General features: G+C 68.4%; 16 protein-coding genes. 7 read left to right on the forward strand and 9 right to left on the reverse strand.

Going from position 1 to position 19516, the window contains the following annotated elements; genetic code table 11:
- Positions 1-241 precede the first annotated feature (241 nt).
- The gene (nirD, locus tag AC1DHY_RS12220; protein WP_476878843.1) at positions 242-625 is read left to right on the forward strand and encodes a nitrite reductase small subunit NirD; all 384 of its coding nucleotides are present in this window, start codon (positions 242-244) and stop codon (positions 623-625) included.
- On the opposite strand, the gene AC1DHY_RS12225 is transcribed toward nirD, so the two are convergent.
- Positions 622-2364 (reverse strand): phospho-sugar mutase, encoded by a 1743-nt coding sequence (locus tag AC1DHY_RS12225; RefSeq protein ID WP_476903687.1) that lies wholly within the window; start codon positions 2362-2364, stop codon positions 622-624. The two genes, nirD and AC1DHY_RS12225, sit on opposite strands and share 4 nt — an antisense overlap.
- Positions 2365-2568: 204 nt before the next feature.
- Here AC1DHY_RS12225 and AC1DHY_RS12230 point away from each other — a divergent pair, with 204 nt between their 5' ends.
- Positions 2569-3042 (forward strand): RrF2 family transcriptional regulator, encoded by a 474-nt coding sequence (locus AC1DHY_RS12230; protein WP_476878842.1) that lies wholly within the window; start codon positions 2569-2571, stop codon positions 3040-3042.
- An 87-nt stretch (positions 3043-3129) separates the two neighbouring features.
- On the opposite strand, the gene AC1DHY_RS12235 is transcribed toward AC1DHY_RS12230, so the two are convergent.
- Positions 3130-3948, reverse strand: a complete 819-nt coding sequence (locus AC1DHY_RS12235; RefSeq protein WP_476878841.1) for a purine-nucleoside phosphorylase — start codon at positions 3946-3948, stop codon at positions 3130-3132.
- An 82-nt stretch (positions 3949-4030) separates the two neighbouring features.
- Here AC1DHY_RS12235 and AC1DHY_RS12240 point away from each other — a divergent pair, with 82 nt between their 5' ends.
- On the forward strand, positions 4031-5446 hold the full coding sequence (locus AC1DHY_RS12240) for an NAD(P)H-quinone dehydrogenase (protein WP_476878840.1): 1416 nt from the start codon (positions 4031-4033) through the stop codon (positions 5444-5446).
- Positions 5447-5616: 170 nt separating this feature from the next.
- Here AC1DHY_RS12240 and AC1DHY_RS12245 read toward each other — a convergent pair whose 3' ends face one another.
- On the reverse strand, positions 5617-6171 hold the full coding sequence (locus tag AC1DHY_RS12245) for an HNH endonuclease (protein ID WP_476903688.1): 555 nt from the start codon (positions 6169-6171) through the stop codon (positions 5617-5619).
- 126 nt (positions 6172-6297) lie between these two features.
- Positions 6298-7023: a hypothetical protein gene (locus AC1DHY_RS12250; protein WP_476878839.1), complete on the reverse strand. Its 726-nt coding sequence runs from the start codon at positions 7021-7023 to the stop codon at positions 6298-6300.
- A gap of 397 nt (positions 7024-7420) precedes the next feature.
- On the opposite strand from AC1DHY_RS12250, the gene AC1DHY_RS12255 reads away from it, so the two are divergent.
- From AC1DHY_RS12255 to AC1DHY_RS12265, 3 genes are read left to right on the forward strand one after another with little or no spacing between them, the layout of a single operon-like run.
- Positions 7421-8242, forward strand: a complete 822-nt coding sequence (locus AC1DHY_RS12255) for an amino acid ABC transporter substrate-binding protein (RefSeq protein ID WP_476878838.1) — start codon at positions 7421-7423, stop codon at positions 8240-8242.
- A gap of 36 nt (positions 8243-8278) precedes the next feature.
- On the forward strand, positions 8279-8944 hold the full coding sequence (locus tag AC1DHY_RS12260; RefSeq protein ID WP_476878837.1) for an amino acid ABC transporter permease: 666 nt from the start codon (positions 8279-8281) through the stop codon (positions 8942-8944).
- On the forward strand, positions 8931-9731 hold the full coding sequence (locus tag AC1DHY_RS12265; protein WP_476903689.1) for an amino acid ABC transporter ATP-binding protein: 801 nt from the start codon (positions 8931-8933) through the stop codon (positions 9729-9731). Before AC1DHY_RS12260 ends, AC1DHY_RS12265 begins: the two co-directional genes overlap by 14 nt.
- 45 nt (positions 9732-9776) lie before the next feature.
- On the opposite strand, the gene AC1DHY_RS12270 is transcribed toward AC1DHY_RS12265, so the two are convergent.
- The 3 genes from AC1DHY_RS12270 to AC1DHY_RS12280 are packed head-to-tail and all read right to left on the reverse strand — an operon-like array spanning position 9777 to position 14974.
- Positions 9777-11330, reverse strand: coding sequence for an FAD-dependent oxidoreductase (locus AC1DHY_RS12270; RefSeq protein ID WP_476903690.1), 1554 nt, complete (start codon positions 11328-11330; stop codon positions 9777-9779).
- Complete coding sequence (locus AC1DHY_RS12275; protein ID WP_476903691.1) at positions 11327-13528, reverse strand: molybdopterin oxidoreductase family protein; 2202 nt, start codon at positions 13526-13528, stop codon at positions 11327-11329. Before AC1DHY_RS12275 ends, AC1DHY_RS12270 begins: the two co-directional genes overlap by 4 nt.
- Complete coding sequence (locus tag AC1DHY_RS12280; RefSeq protein WP_476878833.1) at positions 13529-14974, reverse strand: MFS transporter; 1446 nt, start codon at positions 14972-14974, stop codon at positions 13529-13531.
- Between the two features lie 295 nt (positions 14975-15269).
- Between AC1DHY_RS12280 and AC1DHY_RS12285 the strand changes: the two genes are divergently transcribed.
- Positions 15270-16682, forward strand: a complete 1413-nt coding sequence (locus tag AC1DHY_RS12285; RefSeq protein ID WP_476903692.1) for an MFS transporter — start codon at positions 15270-15272, stop codon at positions 16680-16682.
- Positions 16683-16855: 173 nt separating this feature from the next.
- Here AC1DHY_RS12285 and AC1DHY_RS12290 read toward each other — a convergent pair whose 3' ends face one another.
- Positions 16856-17587 carry a glutamine amidotransferase gene (locus tag AC1DHY_RS12290; protein WP_476903693.1) on the reverse strand — a complete coding sequence of 244 codons (732 nt, stop codon included), beginning with the start codon at positions 17585-17587 and terminating at the stop codon, positions 16856-16858.
- Positions 17588-17621: 34 nt separating this feature from the next.
- Complete coding sequence (locus AC1DHY_RS12295) at positions 17622-19460, reverse strand: acetyl/propionyl/methylcrotonyl-CoA carboxylase subunit alpha (RefSeq protein ID WP_476903694.1); 1839 nt, start codon at positions 19458-19460, stop codon at positions 17622-17624.
- Positions 19461-19516 lie beyond the last annotated feature (56 nt).

Consider the following 19516-nt stretch of genomic DNA (forward strand, 5'->3'; position numbering starts at 1 on the left):
TGCTGATCTGCAGGTGAGTTCAGCGGGTCCATCAGCTGGTCCGTTCAGCCTAGGGAGCCGCAGTTTCGCGTCAGTTTCCCTTTTGTTTCGTCATCTTAACTTCTGCATCACGGATACATTTCCGGCGGCGTGAGGTCTCTTTTACCGGCCGGACACATTGGCCGCACGCCGTTGAAACACCGCGGTCCTAGCGTGGAGGCATGGCCGCAGCCGTGGCCGGGACCTTTGAGAGGGGCATCAGATGACAGCCGTACTGGAAAGCGCTGCCCGCAGTTTTGTGGAGCGCATCGCGGGCGACGGCGGGACGGCCTGGCACCGCGTTTGTTCCGTCGAGGACCTCGAGCCCGGCTGGGGTGAGGCGGCGCTGATCGCCGGACGCCAAGTGGCCCTGATCCGCACCGCCGCCGGTGAGGTTTTCGCCGTCGAGCAGGCCGACCCGGCCACCGGTGCGCACGTGATGGCCCGCGGAATCACCGGGTCCCGCGGCGCCCGCCCGACGCTGGCCTCACCGCTGCATAAGGAGGTTTACGACCTCGCGACGGGGGAGTGCCTCGGCAACCCGGAACTGCGGCTTGGCACGTTTCCCGCCCGGATCGCGGACGGGTACGTCGAGGTGGAGCTCTAGAGCCCCAGCGCCTCGCGGACGTCGGCCAGGACCCCGTCCAGGGCGGCCCGGGCCTCGAGCCGGGCCTCCGGCAGCTCCGCGGCGGAACCGACGCTGCGGATCACCTCGAGGTAGCACTTGAGTTTGGGTTCGGTGCCGCTCGGGCGGATGATGACGCGGGTGCGGTCCCTGGTCAGGTAGAGCAGTCCGTCGGTGGGCGGCAGCTGTTCGCTGCCCTCGGCCAGGTCCGCGGCGGTCTCGACGGCGGATCCGCCGAACGATTCCGGCGGGCTCACGCGCAGCCGGTTCATCATGGCGTCCAGCAGGCCCAGGTCGGCGACCCGGATGCTGAGCTGGTCGCTCGCGTGCAGGCCGTGCACCAGGTAGAGCTCGTCCAGGGTGTCGAAGATGGTCTTGCCCTCGGCCTTCGCGGCTGCGGCGAGTTCGGCGATGAGGACGGCGGCCGAAATGCCGTCCTTGTCCCGCACCAATGAGGGCGCCACGCAGTAACCCAGCGCTTCCTCGTAGCCGTAGAGCAGCCCCGGCACGCGGGCAATCCACTTGAACCCGGTGAGGGTCTCCTCGTGGGCGTAGCCGGCGGCACCGGCAACCTGGGCCAGCAGCCGCGAGGAGACGATCGAGTTGGCGAAGACGCCCTCCACGGTGCCCTCGCCGGACGCGGCCAGGCGGGCCACAACGTGCGCGCCGAGCAGGGCGCCCACCTCGTCGCCGCGGAGCATCCGCCAGGTCCCGGTGTCGGGGTCCTTGGCGGCGACGGCCGCACGGTCGGCGTCGGGGTCATTGGCGATGACAATGTCGGCGTCCACCCGGCCGGCCGTTTCCAGCGCCAGGTCCAGGGCGCCCGGTTCCTCCGGGTTGGGGAAGTTGACGGTGGGGAAGTCGGGGTCCGGGTCTGCCTGCTCGGCGACCAGCGTGACATCGGCGAAGCCGGCGGCATTAAGCACGGCGACCGCGGTTTCGCCCCCCACCCCGTGCATGGGGGTCAGGACAATTTTGAGGTCGCGGGCCGGGAACGGCTCCGGGAGGGCCAGGGCGGCGACGGCGGCCTGGTAGTCGTCGGCGATGGACGGGTCGAGGACCGTCCAGCCCTGCCCGGCGAGGGTGATCGAGTCCAGTTCACCGACGGCGTCGATGCGGGCGGCGATCAGGGCGTCGTAGGGCGCCACGATCTGGGCGCCGCGTCCGCTTTCCTCCACGGCGTGCCGGCCGAGGTAGACCTTGTAGCCGTTGTCCTGCGGCGGGTTGTGGCTGGCCGTGACCATAACGCCGCCGTCGCAGTCCAGGGCGCGGACCGCGTAGGCGAGCAGGGGAGTGGGCAGTGCCGCGGGCATCAGGAACGTGTCGATCCCGGCGGCCGTGAAGATCGCGGCGGTTTCCTCGGCGAAGATGTCCGAGTTGTAGCGGGCGTCGTAGCCGACGACGGCGCGTGGTGTGGTTCCGGGGGCGGCTTTCGCGACGGCGTCGGCCAGGAAGGCGGCGAGCCCGGCGGCGGCGCGGCGCACCACCACGCGGTTCATCCGGTTCGGTCCCGGTCCGAGGGCCGCGCGCAGGCCGGCGGTGCCGAACTGGAGCGTGCCGCTGAAGCTGTCCGCAAGTTCCTGCCGGGCCCCGGCCGTCCCCTCGTCGGCGAGGCGGACCAGCTCGGCCAGGGCGGCCGCGGTGGCGGGATCCGGATCCTGGGCAGCCCAGGCCCGGGCGTCGCTGAGGAGTTGGGTCAATGCGGCATCGGAAGACGTCATGGGTACCAAACTAGCGCCAAACCCGGGGCGGGCGCGCGCCGACAAGCGCGGTCCCGCCTCACAGTTCCATCACACTGGCCCCGCCGGAGCGATTCCCGGGCGGCGCGGCGCAGGGCCGGCGAAGGATCCGCGCAGGAGTTCGGCGGCGGGGGTTCGGGTCATTGACACCCAATTTTCCGGACACGTAACGTCTGGAATATGAAAATGGGCCGTGGGGTGGAATGGGCCGTGCACTCGTGCGTCAACATGTCCTGGACTCCGCCCGGGGAGGCCGTGAACAGCGCCCGGCTGGCCGCCTACTACAAACTTCCTGCAGCGTATCTGAACAAGCAGCTCCAGGCCCTGGTGCGCGCCGGGATCCTGACCTCGGTCTCCGGCCCGCGCGGCGGATTCCACCTGGCGCGCAGACCCGAGAACATCACGGTGCTGGATGTGGTCCTGGCGCTCGAGGGCCAGGAGCCGGCGTTCCGCTGTGAGGCGATCCTGGGTGATGCGCCGGAAGCAGACAGGCAGGAGAATTTTATGCGGACGTGCCTGATCTCGCAGACCATGCGGCAGGCGGAGCTGGCGTGGCGGCAGGCCCTGGCCCGGCAGACCATCGCCGGGATCGCCGATTCCATGGACCGCCGGCTGCCCGGGGACCGGGACAAGGCTGTGCGGCACCTCGCCGCCGGCTGACCCCCGGACAGGAACCGCCGGACAGGAGCCCCCGAACAGGGGCCCCTGATTAGGAGCCCCCGAACGGCAGCCCCCGGCTGACGTGTCCTAGAGCTTGGCGATGATCTCCGCGAGCAGCTTGGAGATCCGCGGGCCGGCGGCCTGGCCGGCCTCGAGGACCTCCGCGTGGCTCAGCGGCACCGGGCTGATGCCGGCCGCGAGGTTGGTCACCAGGGAGATGCCGAAGACCTCCATACCGGCGTGGCGGCCCGCGATGGCTTCAAGGGCGGTGGACATACCCACCAGCGAGGCCCCGATCCGCTTGGCGTACTGCACCTCGGCGGGGGTTTCGTAGTGCGGGCCGGTGAACTGGGCGTAGATGCCCTCGTCCAGGCTGGGGTCCACCTCGCGGGCCAGTCCGCGTATCCGCGAGGAGTAGAGGTCGGTGAGGTCCACGAACGTGGCGCCCTCGAGCGGTGACGTGGCGGTGAGGTTGATGTGGTCGCTGATCAGCACGGGGGTGCCGGGCGCCCAGTCCTCATTCAGGCCGCCGCAGCCGTTGGTCAGGACCAGGGTCTTGCAGCCGGCAGCCGCTGCGGTGCGCACGCCGTGCACCACCGCGCGGACCCCCTTGCCCTCGTAGTAGTGCGTGCGGGCGCCCAGGACGAGGGCGCGCTTGCCTTCGCGGGTCAGCACCGAGCGGATGGTGCCCACGTGGCCCACTACGGAGGGGGAGGAGAAGCCGGGGACCTCGTCCGCGGACAGGGTGGCGGTGGTCTCGCCGATCAGTTCGGCGGCGTCGCCCCAGCCCGAGCCGAGCACCAGTGCTACGTCGTGGCTGTCAACGCCGGTCTCCGAGGCAATGTAGTCCGCGGCCGCGCGGGCGGCGTCGAAGGGGTCCGTGTTCAGGAATTCTGTATTACTCACTGGTACAAGCTACCGTGCCGGTCCCGCGCTGCCCAGCACCTTTATTGGTGGCGCCGGTTCGGATGATGGAGAATGGATGATTGTGACTACGCATCCCGATTTCAACGCACCCCGTATCGCAATTCTCGGCGGAGGTCCTGGCGGCTATGAAGCCGCCAGCGTTGCCGCCTCCCTGGGAGCGCAGGTCACCATCATTGAGCGCGCGGGACTCGGCGGATCCGCCGTGCTGACCGACGTTGTGCCCTCCAAAACCCTGATCGCGACGGCGGACCTCATGACCCGCGTTGGCGAGGCAGGGGAGCTGGGCGTCAAGTTCGACCTCGACGGCGGAGACTGCACCCCGACGATGCGGGCGGACCTGAAACACATCAACGACCGCCTCCTCGGCCTGGCCCGGCAGCAGTCCTCCGACATCCAGAAGGGCCTGGAGGGCCAGGGTGTGCGCATCCTGCTGGGCTCCGGCCGGATGCTGGACAGCCACACCATCGAGGTCCTCACCGCCGACGGTACCGAGACGATCGAAGCCGACGCCGTCCTCCTCGCCGTCGGCGCCCACCCGCGCGAGCTGCCCACGGCCCGCCCCGACGGTGAGCGCATCCTGAACTGGGCGCAGATCTACAACCTGGACGAGCTTCCCGAGGAACTGATCGTGGTGGGCTCCGGCGTTACCGGCGCCGAGTTCGCCTCCGCCTACAACGGCCTGGGCTCCAAAGTCACCCTGATTTCCTCCCGTGACCGGGTGCTGCCCGGCTCGGACACGGACGCCGCCGAGGTCCTCGAGGGCGTTTTCGAACGCCGCGGCGTGAAGGTGCTGTCCCGGGCCCGCGCCGAGACCGTGGAGCGCACGGACGACGGCGTTGTGGTCACCCTCGGCGACGGCTCCAAGGTCACCGGCAGTCACTGCCTGGTTGCCGTCGGTTCCATCCCGAACACCGCGGGCATCGGCCTCGAGGAAGCCGGCGTGGCGCTGACCGAGAGCGGCCATATCAAGGTCGACGGCGTCTCCCGCACCACAGCCCCGAACATCTACGCTGCCGGCGACTGCACGGGCGTGCTGGCCCTGGCTTCGGTCGCGGCCATGCAGGGACGGATCGCGATCGCGCACTTCCTGGGCGACAGTGTCACCCCGCTGAAGCTGCACCAGGTGGCGTCGAACATCTTCACCTCGCCCGAAATCGCCAACGTGGGTGTCTCTGAAGCCGAGATCGATTCCGGCAAGTACCAGGGCACCGTGGTCAAGCTGTCGCTGAAGAGCAACGCCCGCGCCAAGATGCGCAACCACAAGGACGGCTTCATCAAGATCTTCGCCCGGAAGGGCTCCGGAACAGTGATCGGCGGCGTTGTGGTGGGCCCGAACGCCTCCGAATTGATCTTCGCGATCTCGCTGGCCGTCACGCAGAAGCTGCACGTCGACGACGTCGCCAGCACCTTCACCGTGTACCCGTCACTGAGCGGCTCCATCTCCGAGGCCGCCCGGCGCCTGCACGTCCACATGTAGTTGCGGTGCGGCCCGGGGCCGTGACATTCGGCCCTAGCACCCCGCCATGGGCCGCGAAGACAGTGGGGCATGGCCAACGTATACATTCCGTACGGAACGGTGGAGGGCCAGACCGCCCGGATCGCCGAGTACATTGTCCTTTGAAGGGCGTCGCCTCCTGGGCGTCCCTGTCACCGACGGGTAGTAAGCCCAGCAGACTTTGAACGGTTGCATGGCCCACAAAGTACCTGGAGATTCTCAGCGTTACTACTCCCGCCCATCTTGAGCGGAATGATGTGGTCGTACTGCAGCTCGGTTGTTGATCCGCAGGACCGGCATCGACCCTCATCGCGAGTCCAGATGTACTGCTTCAGATCATCGGGAATAGCCCGCCGAACTGAGGAACTCCGTGGCGTGGCCCCCATGGCGACAGTGGCTTGGGCCCGGTCGATAGTTTGCCTGGAACGCTGCTGTCGAGTTACCGCCAGGGCGTGTACTTCGTCAGCAGTAAGCCCGTCATTTTCCCAGTACATCCGGTTCGCGAACATCCAATAGCGTCTACCGCCTATGGTGGTGATCCTCAGCGGGCGTCTCCGTTGGAAGTCTAGACGCTCGGCAAATTCTTCACGGGTCCACTTGCCTAGTTCATAGACGCTCCTACCAATTGCAAGCACGGCCCGCCCCCGCCCGGTCAGGAAGTTGACTCGCTCCAGCGAGTAGGTGACATTGTCGGCCCTTCGAAGCATCCCCAAATACCTGCCTAATCAGCCTGCCGAACAGGCTCGACTGCCTTCGGTCAGATTCCAGCAGAGCCTACTACCTCCTTTAGTGAGCCCGATAATGAGCCGGGATGTGCAAGGATTCTTGGCCCATCAAGGATTGGTTCCCATCATGAGACTCGTGCTCTCGGAGAGGCCTCGCGCACGCCGCAGCCGAGTAATGAAACCAAACTGTCGATAGAGCAGGACGGTGCCCGTATCGGGCTGGCGCTCTATTTTCCCGAAGTAGCGCAGAACCCTAGCAACGTCCGAGTCGGTTATGCCCCCGGCTTTGAAAAGCGCGTCACGACCCGCGTTCTGCTCCGAAGCGCCAAGAACGCGCACGGAGAACTTCTGGCTGGGAAACTGAGTGCGAAGGGACTCGTCAAGAGCAGGCACCAGCCTCAAGAGGCTGTTGAAGGATCGCGAGGCCTCCCCATCCAAACCTGGGCCCGTGCCTTTCGTGCGAGCGCCGAGTTCAAGAACGACCGTAGGTACGTGTCGGTCGAGAACTTTGTTGTCGAGCTTCTTCCTGACCGCCCTCCACTTGGCGGTGACTCCTAGGGCGAAGCCAATCGCAGCGGACGCGATCTTCTGCAAGGCTTCCCAATTTTCTTGAACCCACAGGTACACATCCATCCATGGGCCGCCCGCGGCGGCGCCCAAACCGCCAATGAGGCAGCGGCGGGTTGGCACCCCACGCGACTCAAAGAAGTCCTCAACGACCTTGGCCACTTGGCCCTCAAGCTTCCGCTCGTCGTATATCTGAGCGGCGCTCACGAGAGCCGCATAGTCGACTCCGGAGAAGTTGTCAGGGGCGCTGCCATCCATCGGATACATACATTGAATGTATTAGAGGGAGATGGTGCCCTTTGACCCGACACGCACGAGCTACTTACGACGTCAGACCTCGGCCTGGAGCATCTACTTGAGATGTGCTTGACAGGGTTTCGGCCTAGCCGAGTTGGGCGCTTTGCAAAGCCCCAAGATCGCCCTCGCCGTGGTTGCCAGCACCCTCACTCCGGCGGGGCATCGGCCAGCAGGTCCTCCCGACGGAGGGCGTTCGCGCGGGTAACGCGGGAATCCCGGCCCCCGTCAACTCCGTCTCACGCCCGCGCGTCACATGCCGTCATTCAGGGTCTTCCATCGACGGGCGAACTTGCTATCGTCGCAGGTAGGAATGCCGCCCTGCGGCTAAGCTGGCGAGCCGGTAAGGGCGCCTGGACGAAGGACCATCATGAAGCGCACACGACTTTCCGTCATCGGCCTGATTGCAGCTGCAGGACTGGCCCTGGCCGGGTGCGGGTCGGCGTCCACCACCCCCGCCAGCTCGGCGCCGGCCGGCGGTCCGGACACCTCCCTGAGCGACGTCAAGAGCGCCGGCGTTCTCCGCGTCGGCACCGAGGGCACCTACAAGCCGTTCTCTTTCCACGCCAACGGCAATGGCGAACTGACCGGCTACGACGTCGAGGTCATCACCGCCGTCGCCGGCAAGCTCGGCGTGAAGCCGTCGTTCCAGGAGACCCAGTTCGACGCCATCTTCGCCGGCCTCGAAGCCAAGCGGTTCGACGTCGTCGCCAACCAGGTGTCCATCACTGATGAGCGCAAGGCGAAGTACGAATTCTCCACCCCGTACACCGTGAGCACGGGTGTGATCGTCACGAAGTCCGACAACTCCGACATCACCTCGTTCGACAGCCTCAAGGGCAAGACCACGGCGCAGTCGCTGACCAGCAACTGGTACAAGCTGGCCCAGAAGAGCGGTGCCAACGTGCAGTCCGTCGAGGGCTGGGCCCAGGCGATCACGCTGCTGAAGCAGGGCCGGGTGGACGCCACCATCAACGACAAGCTCACCTACCTTGACCAGCAGAAGACGGCACACGACGACAGCATCAAGATCGCCGCCGAAACCACCGACAAGTCGCTCAGCGCCTTCGCCTTCCGCAAGGGATCAACCAGCCTGTCCGCCGCCGTCGACAAGGCCCTCACCGAACTCCAGGCCGACGGCACCCTCAAGAAGATCTCGCAGAAGTACTTCGACGCCGACATCTCCAAGTAACCCGATGGAGACCGCCGAAGAACGCAGCGCAACGCCATGACGGTGAACTGGGACCTCGTCTGGGGCTCCCTGGGCCCCATCCTCTCCGGCGCCATCACCGGCACCATCCCCGTGGCGCTGTCCTCCTTCGCGTTGGGGCTGCTGTTGGCCCTCATGGTCGCCCTGATGCGGCTCAGCCGGAACCCGGTCCTGTCCGCGATCGCCCGGGTCTACATCTCGGTGATCCGCGGGACGCCACTGCTGGTGCAGCTGTTCGTGATTTTCTACGGGCTGCCGTCCATCGGGGTCACCATCAACCCGTGGCCCAGCGCGATCATCGCCTTCTCCCTGAACGTGGGCGGTTACGCGGCCGAGGTCATCCGGGCCGCCATCCTGTCTGTCCCGAAGGGCCAGTGGGAGGCCGGGCACACCATCGGCATGTCCCGGCGCCAGTCGTTGATCCGGATCATCCTCCCGCAGGCCGCGCGGGTCTCGGTCCCGCCCCTGTCCAACACGTTCATCAGCCTGGTCAAGGACACCTCCCTGGCATCGCTGATCCTGGTAACCGAGCTGTTCCGCCAGGCCCAGCAGGTGGCCGCCTTCAGCCAGGAATTTATGCTGTTGTACCTGGAAGCGGCCGTCATTTACTGGATCATCTGCCTGGTCCTCGCCGGCGGACAGTCCGTCCTCGAGAAGAGATTGGACCGCTATGTCGCCCACTGAATCCGGCCAGCCCGACGCCGGTCTCCCGGACTCCGCGCCGCTGCTTTCAGTCCGCGGACTCCGCAAGGCCTTCGGCGACCACGAGGTCCTCAAATCCATCGACGTCACCGTGCGCCGGGGCGAGGTGGTCACCCTGATCGGGCCCTCGGGCTCGGGCAAGACGACGGTCCTACGGTGCCTGAACGGACTCGAAGTGCCCGACGGCGGCGTGGTCGCGTTTACCGGTGACCTCACCGTGGACTTTTCCGCGGCCGTGTCCAAGAAGCAGCTGGCGGCCATGCGGGACCGCAGCGCGATGGTGTTCCAGCACTACAACCTGTTCCCGCACAAAACCGTCCTGGAGAACGTCATCGAGGGCCCGGTCCAGGTGCAGAAGCGGCCCAAAGCCGAGGCCGCCCAGGAGGCGCGCGAGCTGCTGGCCCGGGTGGGGCTCGCCGACAAGGAAAAGAGCTACCCCTTTGAACTCTCCGGCGGCCAGCAGCAGCGCGTCGGCATCGTCCGCGCACTGGCCCTCCGGCCGCAGCTTCTGCTTTTTGACGAGCCGACGTCGGCGCTGGACCCGGAGCTCGTGGGCGACGTCCTGACGGTCATCAAGGAACTCGCGGACGAGGGCTGGACCATGGTGGTGGTCACCCATGAGCTCGCGTTCGCCCGTGAGGTGGCCGACGAGGTCATCTTTATGGACGGCGGCGTTGTGGTGGAACGCGGCCACCCGGACACGGTGCTCCGCGACCCGCGCGAGGAACGCACCCGGCAGTTCGTGGACCGGCTGCTGAACCCGTTCTAGCCGGCACCACTTCCGCCCGGGCCCTTCCTAGGCGAGTTCGCCCGCCTAGGCGGGTGCGCCCTGGAAGTGCTTCTCGATAATCCCCTTGATGTCCCCATGGCAGCCGCCGCAGCCGGTCCCGGCGCGGGTGGACGCGGAGACCTCGGCCACCGTCCCACACCCGCCGGTCACCGCGCCGGCAATGGCCGCGCCGCTCACCCCGGCGCACCGGCACACGGTCCGTTCCGGGTCGGCCGTGGCAGCCGTTTCCTGGTCCGGCCCGTCCAGGCGCAGCAACAGCGACCGGTCCGCGGGGAGTTCCGCTCCGCGTTCGAACAACTGCACCAGCTCGGCCGCAGTGCGCGGCATGCCCACTGCCACCAGGCCCTCCAGCACCCCGGCGCGGGTGGTCATCTTGACGTACCGGCCGTGCTCGGGATCGGACCACTGGGCTACCTGCAGCCGGGGCCGGCCGGTCACGGCGCCGGCCGTCAAAGCGTCCTCGTCCCACGGCTCGGCGGCGACGTCGCCGGCCACCGCCATGGTCAGCCCGCGGGCTTTCAGGAGCACCACCCCCGGCCTTTCGGCCGGCAGCGGCGCCAGGGTTTCCGCCTCGGCGGTGGCGCCGGAGGCCAGGGCAGTAAGGTACCCGGCGAGCCATTCGGCCTGCCGCCAGCCCGGTCCCACCAGGCCGGACGGGCCCCGGGCGGTCCGGCAGGGGAGGCAGTCGGGGTCGGGGCAGCGGACTTCGGCGCAGTCGCCGATCGCGAAGATGTGCGGCTCGTGGTGCGCCCGCAGCCGGTGGTCCACCAGGATGCCGGCAGCGGTGGACAGGCCGCAGCCGACTGCGAGTTCGGTCCGCGGCCGGACACCGCAGGAGAGCACCAGCAGGTCGCCGTCGATCGCGGAACCGTCGGCCAGCAGCAGCGCCGAGAACCCGCCGTCGGGCCCGGTCTCCACCGCAACCGAGCGCGCGTTGCCGGCCACCCGCACCCCGCAGTTCCGCAGGGACGCCGCAAGGACGGCCCCGCCGCCGCGGTCGATGTTGCGGCCCAGGGGGTGCGGGCCGTTGTGCACCACGGTGACGGTGGCGCCCTCCTCGGCCGCGGCCAGCGCTGTTTCCAGGCCGAGCACTCCGCCGCCGAGCACCACCACGCGCTTGCCGCCGGCCACCGCGGCCTGCAGCGCTGCCGCGTCGGCCAGGTCCCGCAGCGCCGTGACGCCAGCGGGGAGCACCGGGGCTGTCGGGTCCGGGTTCAGCCCGGTGAGATTGGGAATCACGGGGCGGGAACCGGTGGCGAAAACCAGGCGCTCGTACCCGGGGGAGGTGCCATCGCTCAGCACGACCCGCTGCCGGGCCCGGTCCACCCGGCGGACCCGGACGCCGAGCCGGACGTCCACACCGTCGGCAACCAGGGCCGCCGCGTCCGCGAGGGCCAGGGCGCCGGCCGTGGTCCGGCCCACCCCGAGGTCGGCCACAAGGACACGGTTGTAGGCCGGCGCCGTTTCCTCTCCGACCACAGTCAGTTCCACGGATCCGTCCCGCACTGCCGGCAGCAGCTCGTCGATCAGCCGTGCCGCGACCGGGCCGAAGCCCACCACCACAATCCGTTCCGTCACAGGGCACCTTCCATCTGCGGCACGTCGGCGCGCAGTCCAGCCGCGGCCGCCCGTACCCATACGTTGCTGGTCTTGAACTCAGGCATTCCGGAGACGGGATCAGTGGCCGCCTCGGTGAGCCGGTTGGCGCTTCCAAGCTCCGGGAAGTGGAAGGGAAGGAACACCGTTTCGGGCCGGATCGTGGTGCTCAGTTCCGCCCGGCAGAGCACTTCGCCGCGGCCATTGGTTATGGCGACGACGTCGCCCTCGGCGATGCCCTGGGCCGCGGCGGCGGCGGGATGGATCTGCAGCCGGGCCTCGGGCTGCGCGGCGGCCAGGGCCGGGACGCGGCGGGTCTGGGCGCCGGACTGGTAATGCTCCAGGAGCCGCCCGGTGATCAGGGTCATGGGCGTCCCGGCCGCTCCCGACGTGCCTGACTCCGCGGCAGATGACGGGCGACGGCGGGGCGCCACCGGAGTGAACACGGCCCGGCCGTCCGGATGCGCGAACGAGTCCCGGAAGAGACGGGGGGTCCCCGTACTGCCGGCCGGATAGGGCCAGTAGGCTTCCTCGCCGCGGTCCAGCATGGCGTAGTCCATCCCGGAGTAGTCGGCCAGCCCGCCGGCCGAGGCGAGCCGGAGCTCCTCGAACACCGTCTCCGGGTCCTCGCTGAACGTTGAGGGCGCCTCCAGGAGCGCTGCGACGCGGGTCATGATCCAGAGCTCGCTGCGGACGCCCGGCGGGGGAGCGATGGCCCGGCGGCGGCGCAGCACCCGGCCCTCGAGGTTGGTCAGGGTCCCTTCCTCCTCGGCCCACTGGGTCACCGGCAGGACCAGGTTCGCCTCGGCGGCCGTCTCGGAAAGGAAGAAGTCGCAGACCACCAGGAAGTCCAGACTGCGCAGACCTGCGATCACCGCGTTCGCGTCCGGGGCGGAGACCGCAACGTTGGCGCCGTGCACGAAGAGGCAGCGGACGCCGTCAGGCTGTCCCAGCGAGGCCAGGAGCTGGACGGCCGGGAGTCCTGGGCCGGGAATGGCGGACTCCGGCACCCCCCAGACTGCGGCCACGTGGGCGCGGACAGCGGGGTCGGTGATTTTGCGGTAGCCGGGAAGCTGGTCCGCCTTCTGGCCGTGCTCCCGGCCGCCCTGGCCGTTGCCCTGCCCGGTGAGGGTGCCGTAGCCGCTGCGCGCCGAGCCCGGCAGGCCCAGCAGCAGGGCAAGGTTGATGGCGGCCGTGGCGGTGTCCGTGCCGTCCACGTGCTGCTCCACGCCGCGGCCGGTGAGGATGTAGCTGCCGCCCCGCCGCGCGCCGTCGGCCAGCCGCCGGGCGGTGTCGCGCAGCAGCCCGGCCGGAATCCCGGTCAGGGTCTGCACCCGCTCGGGCCAGAACGGGGCGACGCTGCGGGCCAGGGCCGCGTAGCCGGTGGTCCGGTACGCGACGTAGAGCTCATCCGCGAGGCCCTCGTGAATGACCACGTGGGCGAGGCCCAGCAGCAGGGCGAGGTCGGTGCCCGGCAGCGGCTGCAGGTGCAGTCCGCCGCCGTCGGCCGTAAAGGCCGCGGTCGCGGACCGGCGGGGGTCGACGACGATCAGGCCGCCGGCGTCGCGGGCACCCTGCAGGTGCTGGACGAACGGCGGCATGGTTTCGGCGACGTTCGAGCCCAGCAGCAGGATGGTGCTGGCGGTATCGAGGTCCGTCAGCGGGAACGGCAGGCCCCGGTCCAAGCCAAAGGCGCGCATCCCCGCCGCGGCCGCCGAGGACATGCAGAACCTGCCGTTGTAGTCGATCCTGGAGGTTCCGAGCGCCAGCCGGGCGAACTTGCCCAGCTGGTACGCCTTCTCGTTGGTGAGTCCGCCGCCGCCAAACACCCCGACGGCGTCCGGACCGTACGTGGCGCGGGTGCGGGTGACGGCCGCCGTGATGAGCTCCAGCGCCGCGTCCCAGCTGACCGGGCGGTGCACGCCGTCGGGGCCCTTGAGGAGGGGCTCCGTGACGCGCCCGGCGTGGCCCAGCAACGACGCCGACGTCCAGCCCTTGCGGCAGAGGCCGCCGCGGTTGGTGGGGAAGTCCCGTCCGGCGACCTCCAGTGGAGCGTCCGACGGCGGGGCGTCCGCCGGCGCGCCGGGGGTTAGAGCCCCGGCGGCTCCGGCCGGAACGGTCAGCGTCATGGCGCACTGGAGCGCGCAGTACGGGCAGTGGGTCGCGGCGCCGTCGGCCATTTAGACGTGGTCCTTCCCGTGGCGGGTGGCCGGGCGCAGGTAGCAGGCCCAGCAGACGGCCAGCATCACCACGTAGGCGGCGACGAAGCCGTAGAACGCCGGTGTGTAGGATCCGCTGGCCGTGTTGGAGGCGTTCAGGACCTGCGGGATCACAAATCCGCCGTAGGCGCCGATCGCGGAGATCAGGCCCAGCGCCGACGATGCCAGCCGCTGTGTGGCCACCGTGCTGGCCCCGGACAGGGCGGCGCGGCTGTGGAGGGCGAAGATCACCGGGATCATCCGGTAGGTGGCGCCGTTGCCGAAGCCGCTGGCGGTGAACAGGGCCAGGAACAGGACGAGGAAGAGCCAGAAGTTGCCCAGCGGCAGGGTCCAGACCATGGTCAGGGTGATCACCGCCATCGCCGCAAACGCGGTCACGGTCATCCGGGCCCCGCCGAGCCGGTCCGCCATCCGGCCGCCGTAGGGCCGGGCCAGCGATCCCACCAGCGGGCCGAGGAAAGCCAGGGACAGGGCCACGGTCCCGACGCCGAAGGTGGAGAACGCCGGGAAGTAGTCCTTGATGAGCTTCGGGAACACTCCGGCGAAGCCAATGAAGGAACCGAAGGTGCCGATGTAAAGCAGCGCCATGACCCACAGGTGCGGTTCCTTGACCGCCGCCAGTGAGCCCGCGACGTCACCCTTGGCGCTGGTCAGGTTGTCCATGTACTTCCATGCACCGAACGCGGCGAGCAGGATCAGCGGGATCCACATCAGCCCGGCCACCGGCAGGTTCACGGCCCCGGCGGCCAGGACCGTGATGGCCACGGGCACGGCGAGCTGTGCGACGGCGGCGCCCAGGTTTCCGCCTGCGGCGTTCAGTCCCAGCGCCCAGCCTTTTTCGCGGGCCGGATAGAAGAACGTGATGTTTGCCATCGAGCTGGCAAAGTTGCCGCCGCCGAACCCGGCCAGGGCGGCCACCAGCAACATCACGCCGAACGGTGTGCCGGGGTTCGCGACGCACAGCGCCAGCCCGGTCGAGGGGACCAGCAGCAGCATGGCCGAGACGATGGTCCAGTTCCGGCCGCCGAAGCGCGGGACCATAAATGTGTAGGGGATCCGGAGGGTGGCGCCCACCAGGCTGGGCATGGAGATCAGCCAGAAGATCTCGTTGGTGGAGAACCGGAACCCGGCCGCGGGAAGCTGCACCACCACAATGGACCAGAGCTGCCAGACCACGAAGCCCAGGAACTCGGCGAAGATGGACCAGTTCAGGTTCCGGCGTGCGATGCCGCGGCCCACGGACTCCCACTGGGCTTTGTTCTCGGCGTCCCAGTTGGCGATCCAGCGGCCCGGGCGGAACTCCAGTGCGGGGGCGCCGGCTGCGGTGCGTACGGAGCCGCCGTCGGGGCCGGCGTTGTGGTTCGGGGAAACACCGGTAGCGGCGTCTGCAATGCGGTCAACAGTCACGGGGACCTCCTTCAGGTGTCCCTCCAAACTAGGGAGGCCGCGTTTCCGGGACGCTCGCGCTTTGTTAACGTGCTGTGACGTTTGGCTATCGGCGCTTTTGTGACGGTGTGAGGCGTTAGTGCAGGCCGCCGTCGGGGTGTCCATGACGCGGGACGACACGCCGCGTCCAAATAGTGGAACATTTGTCCATTGACTGGACGGGGGGAACTATTATCAGACATATATCCACTCCCTTGCCGGACGTCCCCGCGCAGCCTGTGCGGTCGCCAGCCGGTCTCGATGAAAGCGTCACTACATGTCATCCACTGCCACTTCGACGGAGCAGGCGCCTGCCAAGAAGGTGAACTCGCGCGGCCGCGTGATCGTCGCCAGCCTGATCGGCACCACCGTTGAGTTCTACGACTTCTACGTCTACGCCACGGCCGCCGTGCTGGTCTTCCCGAAGCTCTTCTTCCCGGGCCAGAACGAAACCACCCAGCTCCTGAGCTCCTTCGCCGTCTTCGGCGTCGCGTTCATCGCCCGCCCGCTCGGCTCGATCGTGTTCGGCCACTTTGGTGACAAGTTCGGCCGCAAGGGCACCCTCGTGGCGTCCCTGCTCACCATGGGCATCGCCACCTTCCTGATCGGCTGCCTTCCGACGGCGACCGTCCCTGGCTGGTCCTTCTGGGCCCCGGCCCTGCTGGTGGTCATGCGCTTCGCCCAGGGCCTGGCCCTCGGCGGTGAATGGAGCGGCGCAGCCCTGCTCGCCACCGAGAACGCCCCGGCCAACAAGCGCGCCATCTACGGCACGTTCCCGCAGCTGGGCGCCCCCATCGGCTTCATCATCGCCAACGTGATCTTCCTGGTCTTCAGCTACACACTGACCCCTGCGGCCTTCGAGTCCTGGGGCTGGCGTGTGCCGTTCCTGGTCAGCGCCGTGATGGTCATCATCGGCCTGTACGTCCGCCTGAAGCTGATCGAAACCCCGGCCTTCACCAAGGTCATCGAGTCCAACGAGGTCGCCAAGCTGCCCCTGGGCCGGGTCTTCAAGAGCAGCTGGCGCCAGCTGATCCTGGGCACCTTCATCATGCTGGCCACCTACGTGCTCTTCTACCTGATGACCACGTTCACCCTGACCTACGGCACCCGCGCATCCAGCCTGGATGCCGCTAAGGCCGCCGCGGAGAAGGCCGGCAAGCCGATGACCGATGCGGCAGCCGCCGCCTTCGTCCCGGGCCTGGGGTTCACCCGCAACGACTTCCTCTGGATGCTGATTGCCGGCGTCGTCTTCTTCGGCATCTTCACCCTCGTCTCCGGTCCGCTGGCTGAAAAGTACGGCCGACGCAAGATGCTGATCGCGGTCACCGCCGGCATCTTCGTCTTCGGCCTGCTGTTCGTTCCGCTCTTCAGCGGCGGCTTCGTGGGCACCATGGCCCTGCTGATCATCGGCTTCTCGCTGATGGGCCTGACGTTCGGACCGATGGGTGCGCTGCTGCCGGAACTGTTCCCGACCAACGTCCGCTACACGGGTTCGGCCATCAGCTACAACTTCTCCAGCATCCTGGGCGCTGCGGTGGCACCGTTCATCGCCGTCTGGCTCTGGGAAGCTGCCAAGGGCAGTTCGGTGCTGGTGGGCGTCTACCTCACCGTTATGGCCGTCCTGACCCTGGTCGCCCTGTTCGTAAGCAAGGAAACCCGCGACCTGGACTACGAGAACAACGTAGCCTGACGCTCCGGCCTTGGCTGGCGAAAAATGCCCGGTGTGTTCGCTGAACACGCCGGGCATTTGCGTGTCGCGGCAGGCGCGGGGATACGGGCCGGGACACCAGTGCGGGTGTACGACGGCGGCGCGCCCGGCACGCCGGACTAACTACCTAGCGCGCGTACCGCTCCACGAAGGCCCTAGCGGGCGTACCGCTCCGCGAAGTTGTGCAGGATCTTCATCGGCTCCGTCGCGCTGAACTGCCGGGCGTCGTCCATCAGGTCCTCGGCCGAGTCGCGCGGGAAGTAGCCGGCGTGCCGGTAGATGTCGATCCGGGTGATCAGGCCCTCGGCGTCGAGTTCGGGGTGGAACTGGGTGGCGTAGAGGTTGGCGCGGATCCGGAACATCTGCACAGGGCACGCCGCGGAGCCTGCCAGCAGCACGGCGCCGGGCGGCAGCACGGTGCACGCTTCCTTGTGGCCGACGAAGGCCGTGAACTGTTCCGGCAGGCCGCGCAGGAGCGGGTCCTGCCGGCCCTCCTGCGTCAGGCTGATGGTGACGCCGCCCAGCCCCTCGCCGTATGTCCGGTCAATCACAGCGCCCTGGTGCAGGCCCAGGGTGCCGACGCCGTAGCAGGCGCCCAGGAAGGGAAAGTCCTCAGCCACAATCCGGTCCAGAAGAGCAGCTAGTTCCCGCTCCACCCGGTGCTGGACGGCGCTTTTCCCGTCCGCGGGGTCGCTGGAAGTGAAGGGGCTGCCGCCGACGATCACGCCGGAGTACTTATCAAGGTCCAGGCGGGGGAGCGGGGCCGCCTCCATCCGGATCCTGTGCAGATCGGCCTTGTCCAGGCCGGTGTAGCGCAGGTAGGCGAGGTATTCGTCGTCGGCGGCGGCGTCCTCGGCGCGGGAGGCGAGGAGCAGGAATGGCTTCACGTAGCTAAGTCTGCCCCCGCCACCGGCGCCGGACCTATTCGGCCGTTTCGCCGTCCTCGATCATGGCGATGACAGCGCCCGCGGACACCGTTTCCCCGGCGGACGCGGAAAGCCCGATGACGATGCCGGCGCGGTGCGCGGTGAGCGGCTGCTCCATCTTCATGGCTTCCAGCACCACCACGAGGTCACCCTCGGACACACGGTCGCCTTCGGTGACGGCCACCTTCACGATGGTGCCCTGCATCGGCGAGGTCAGGGCGTTGCCGCCGGCCGGTGCAGCCGTGCCGGCGCTGCGGGAGCGCTTCTTGGCCTTGGCTGGCTTGCTGCCGCCGCTGATGGTGCCCAGCGAGGCCGGCAGCACCACTTCTAGGCGCTTGCCGCCGACCTCGACGACGACGCGCTGGCGTTCGCCGGCGTCGGCCGCCTCCTCGGCGGAGCCGGTCGGCGTCCATGCCGGGATGTCGTTGACGAAAGCGGTTTCGATCCAGCGGGTGTGGACCTTGAACGGCCCTTCGGCGGGGGCGAAATCGGGGTTGCTGACCACGGCGAGGTCGAACGGGATGACGGTGGGGATACCCTCGACCACCATCTCCTCAAGCGCGCGCCGGGAGCGCTGCAGGGCCTGGGCGCGGGTGGCGCCGGTGATGACCAGCTTGGAGAGCATGGAGTCGAAGTTGCCGCTGATCACGTCGCCCTGCTCCACGCCGGAGTCGATCCGTACGCCCGGGCCGGTGGGGTTCAACAGCTTGGTGATGGTGCCGGGGGCGGGCATGAAGTTCCTGCCCGGGTCCTCGCCGGTGATGCGGAACTCGATCGAGTGGCCGCGGACCTCGGGGTCGCCGTAGCCAAGTTCCTCGCCGCGCGCCAGCCGGAACTGTTCGCGGACCAGGTCGATTCCGGTGACTTCCTCGGATACGCAGTGCTCCACCTGGAGCCGGGTGTTGACCTCAAGGAAGGAGATGGTGCCGTCCTGGCCCACGAGGAATTCGCAGGTGCCGGCGCCGAGGTAGCCGGCTTCCTTCAGGATGGCCTTGGAGGATTCGTAGAGCCGCTGGTTCTGCTCGGCGGTGAGGAACGGGGCCGGGGCTTCCTCGACCAGCTTCTGGTTGCGGCGCTGCAGGGAGCAGTCGCGGGTGGACACGACCACCACGTTGCCGTGGGCATCGGCGAGGCACTGGGTTTCCACGTGTCGCGGGGCGTCCAGGAAGCGTTCGATGAAGCATTCGCCGCGGCCGAACGCGGCCGTGGCTTCGCGGACGGCGGATTCGAAGAGCTCGGGGATTTCCTCCCGGGTCCGAGCCACCTTGATGCCGCGTCCGCCGCCGCCGAAAGCCGCCTTGATGGCCACGGGCAGGCCGAACTTGTCCACGAACTCGAGGATTTCCTCGGCGGATTCGACCGGGTCGGCGGTGCCGGGGACCTGCGGCGCGCCCACCTTTTCGGCGATGTGGCGGGCCTGGACCTTGTCGCCGAGGGCGGAGATCGCCTCGGGGGAGGGGCCGATCCAGGTGATGCCCGCGGCGATCACCTTGGCGGCGAATTCTGCGTTTTCGGCGAGGAAACCGTAGCCAGGGTGGATGGCATCGGCGCCGGAGCGCCGGGCCACCTCGATCAGCTTGTCCATCACCAGGTAGGACTCCGCGGCGGTGTTGCCGCCCAGGGCGTAGGCCTCGTCGGCGAGTTTGACGTGCAGCGCGTCGCGGTCAGGGTCCGCGTACACGGCCACGGAGCCGATGCCTTCGTCGCGGGCGGCGCGGATGATGCGCACGGCAATTTCACCGCGGTTGGCGATCAGCACCTTGCTCAGGCGGTGGGTTCCCGGCGTGGTGGCGGCGGGCACTGGCGTTGCGGACTGCTCCGAATTAGCTGACAAGGCGTCTCCTTCTTTCCTTCAGGGAGCCTAGCGCGGTTTTGTGGGTTCCGCCGATA

Source organism: Arthrobacter sp. 05L44, from assembly GCF_056397605.1.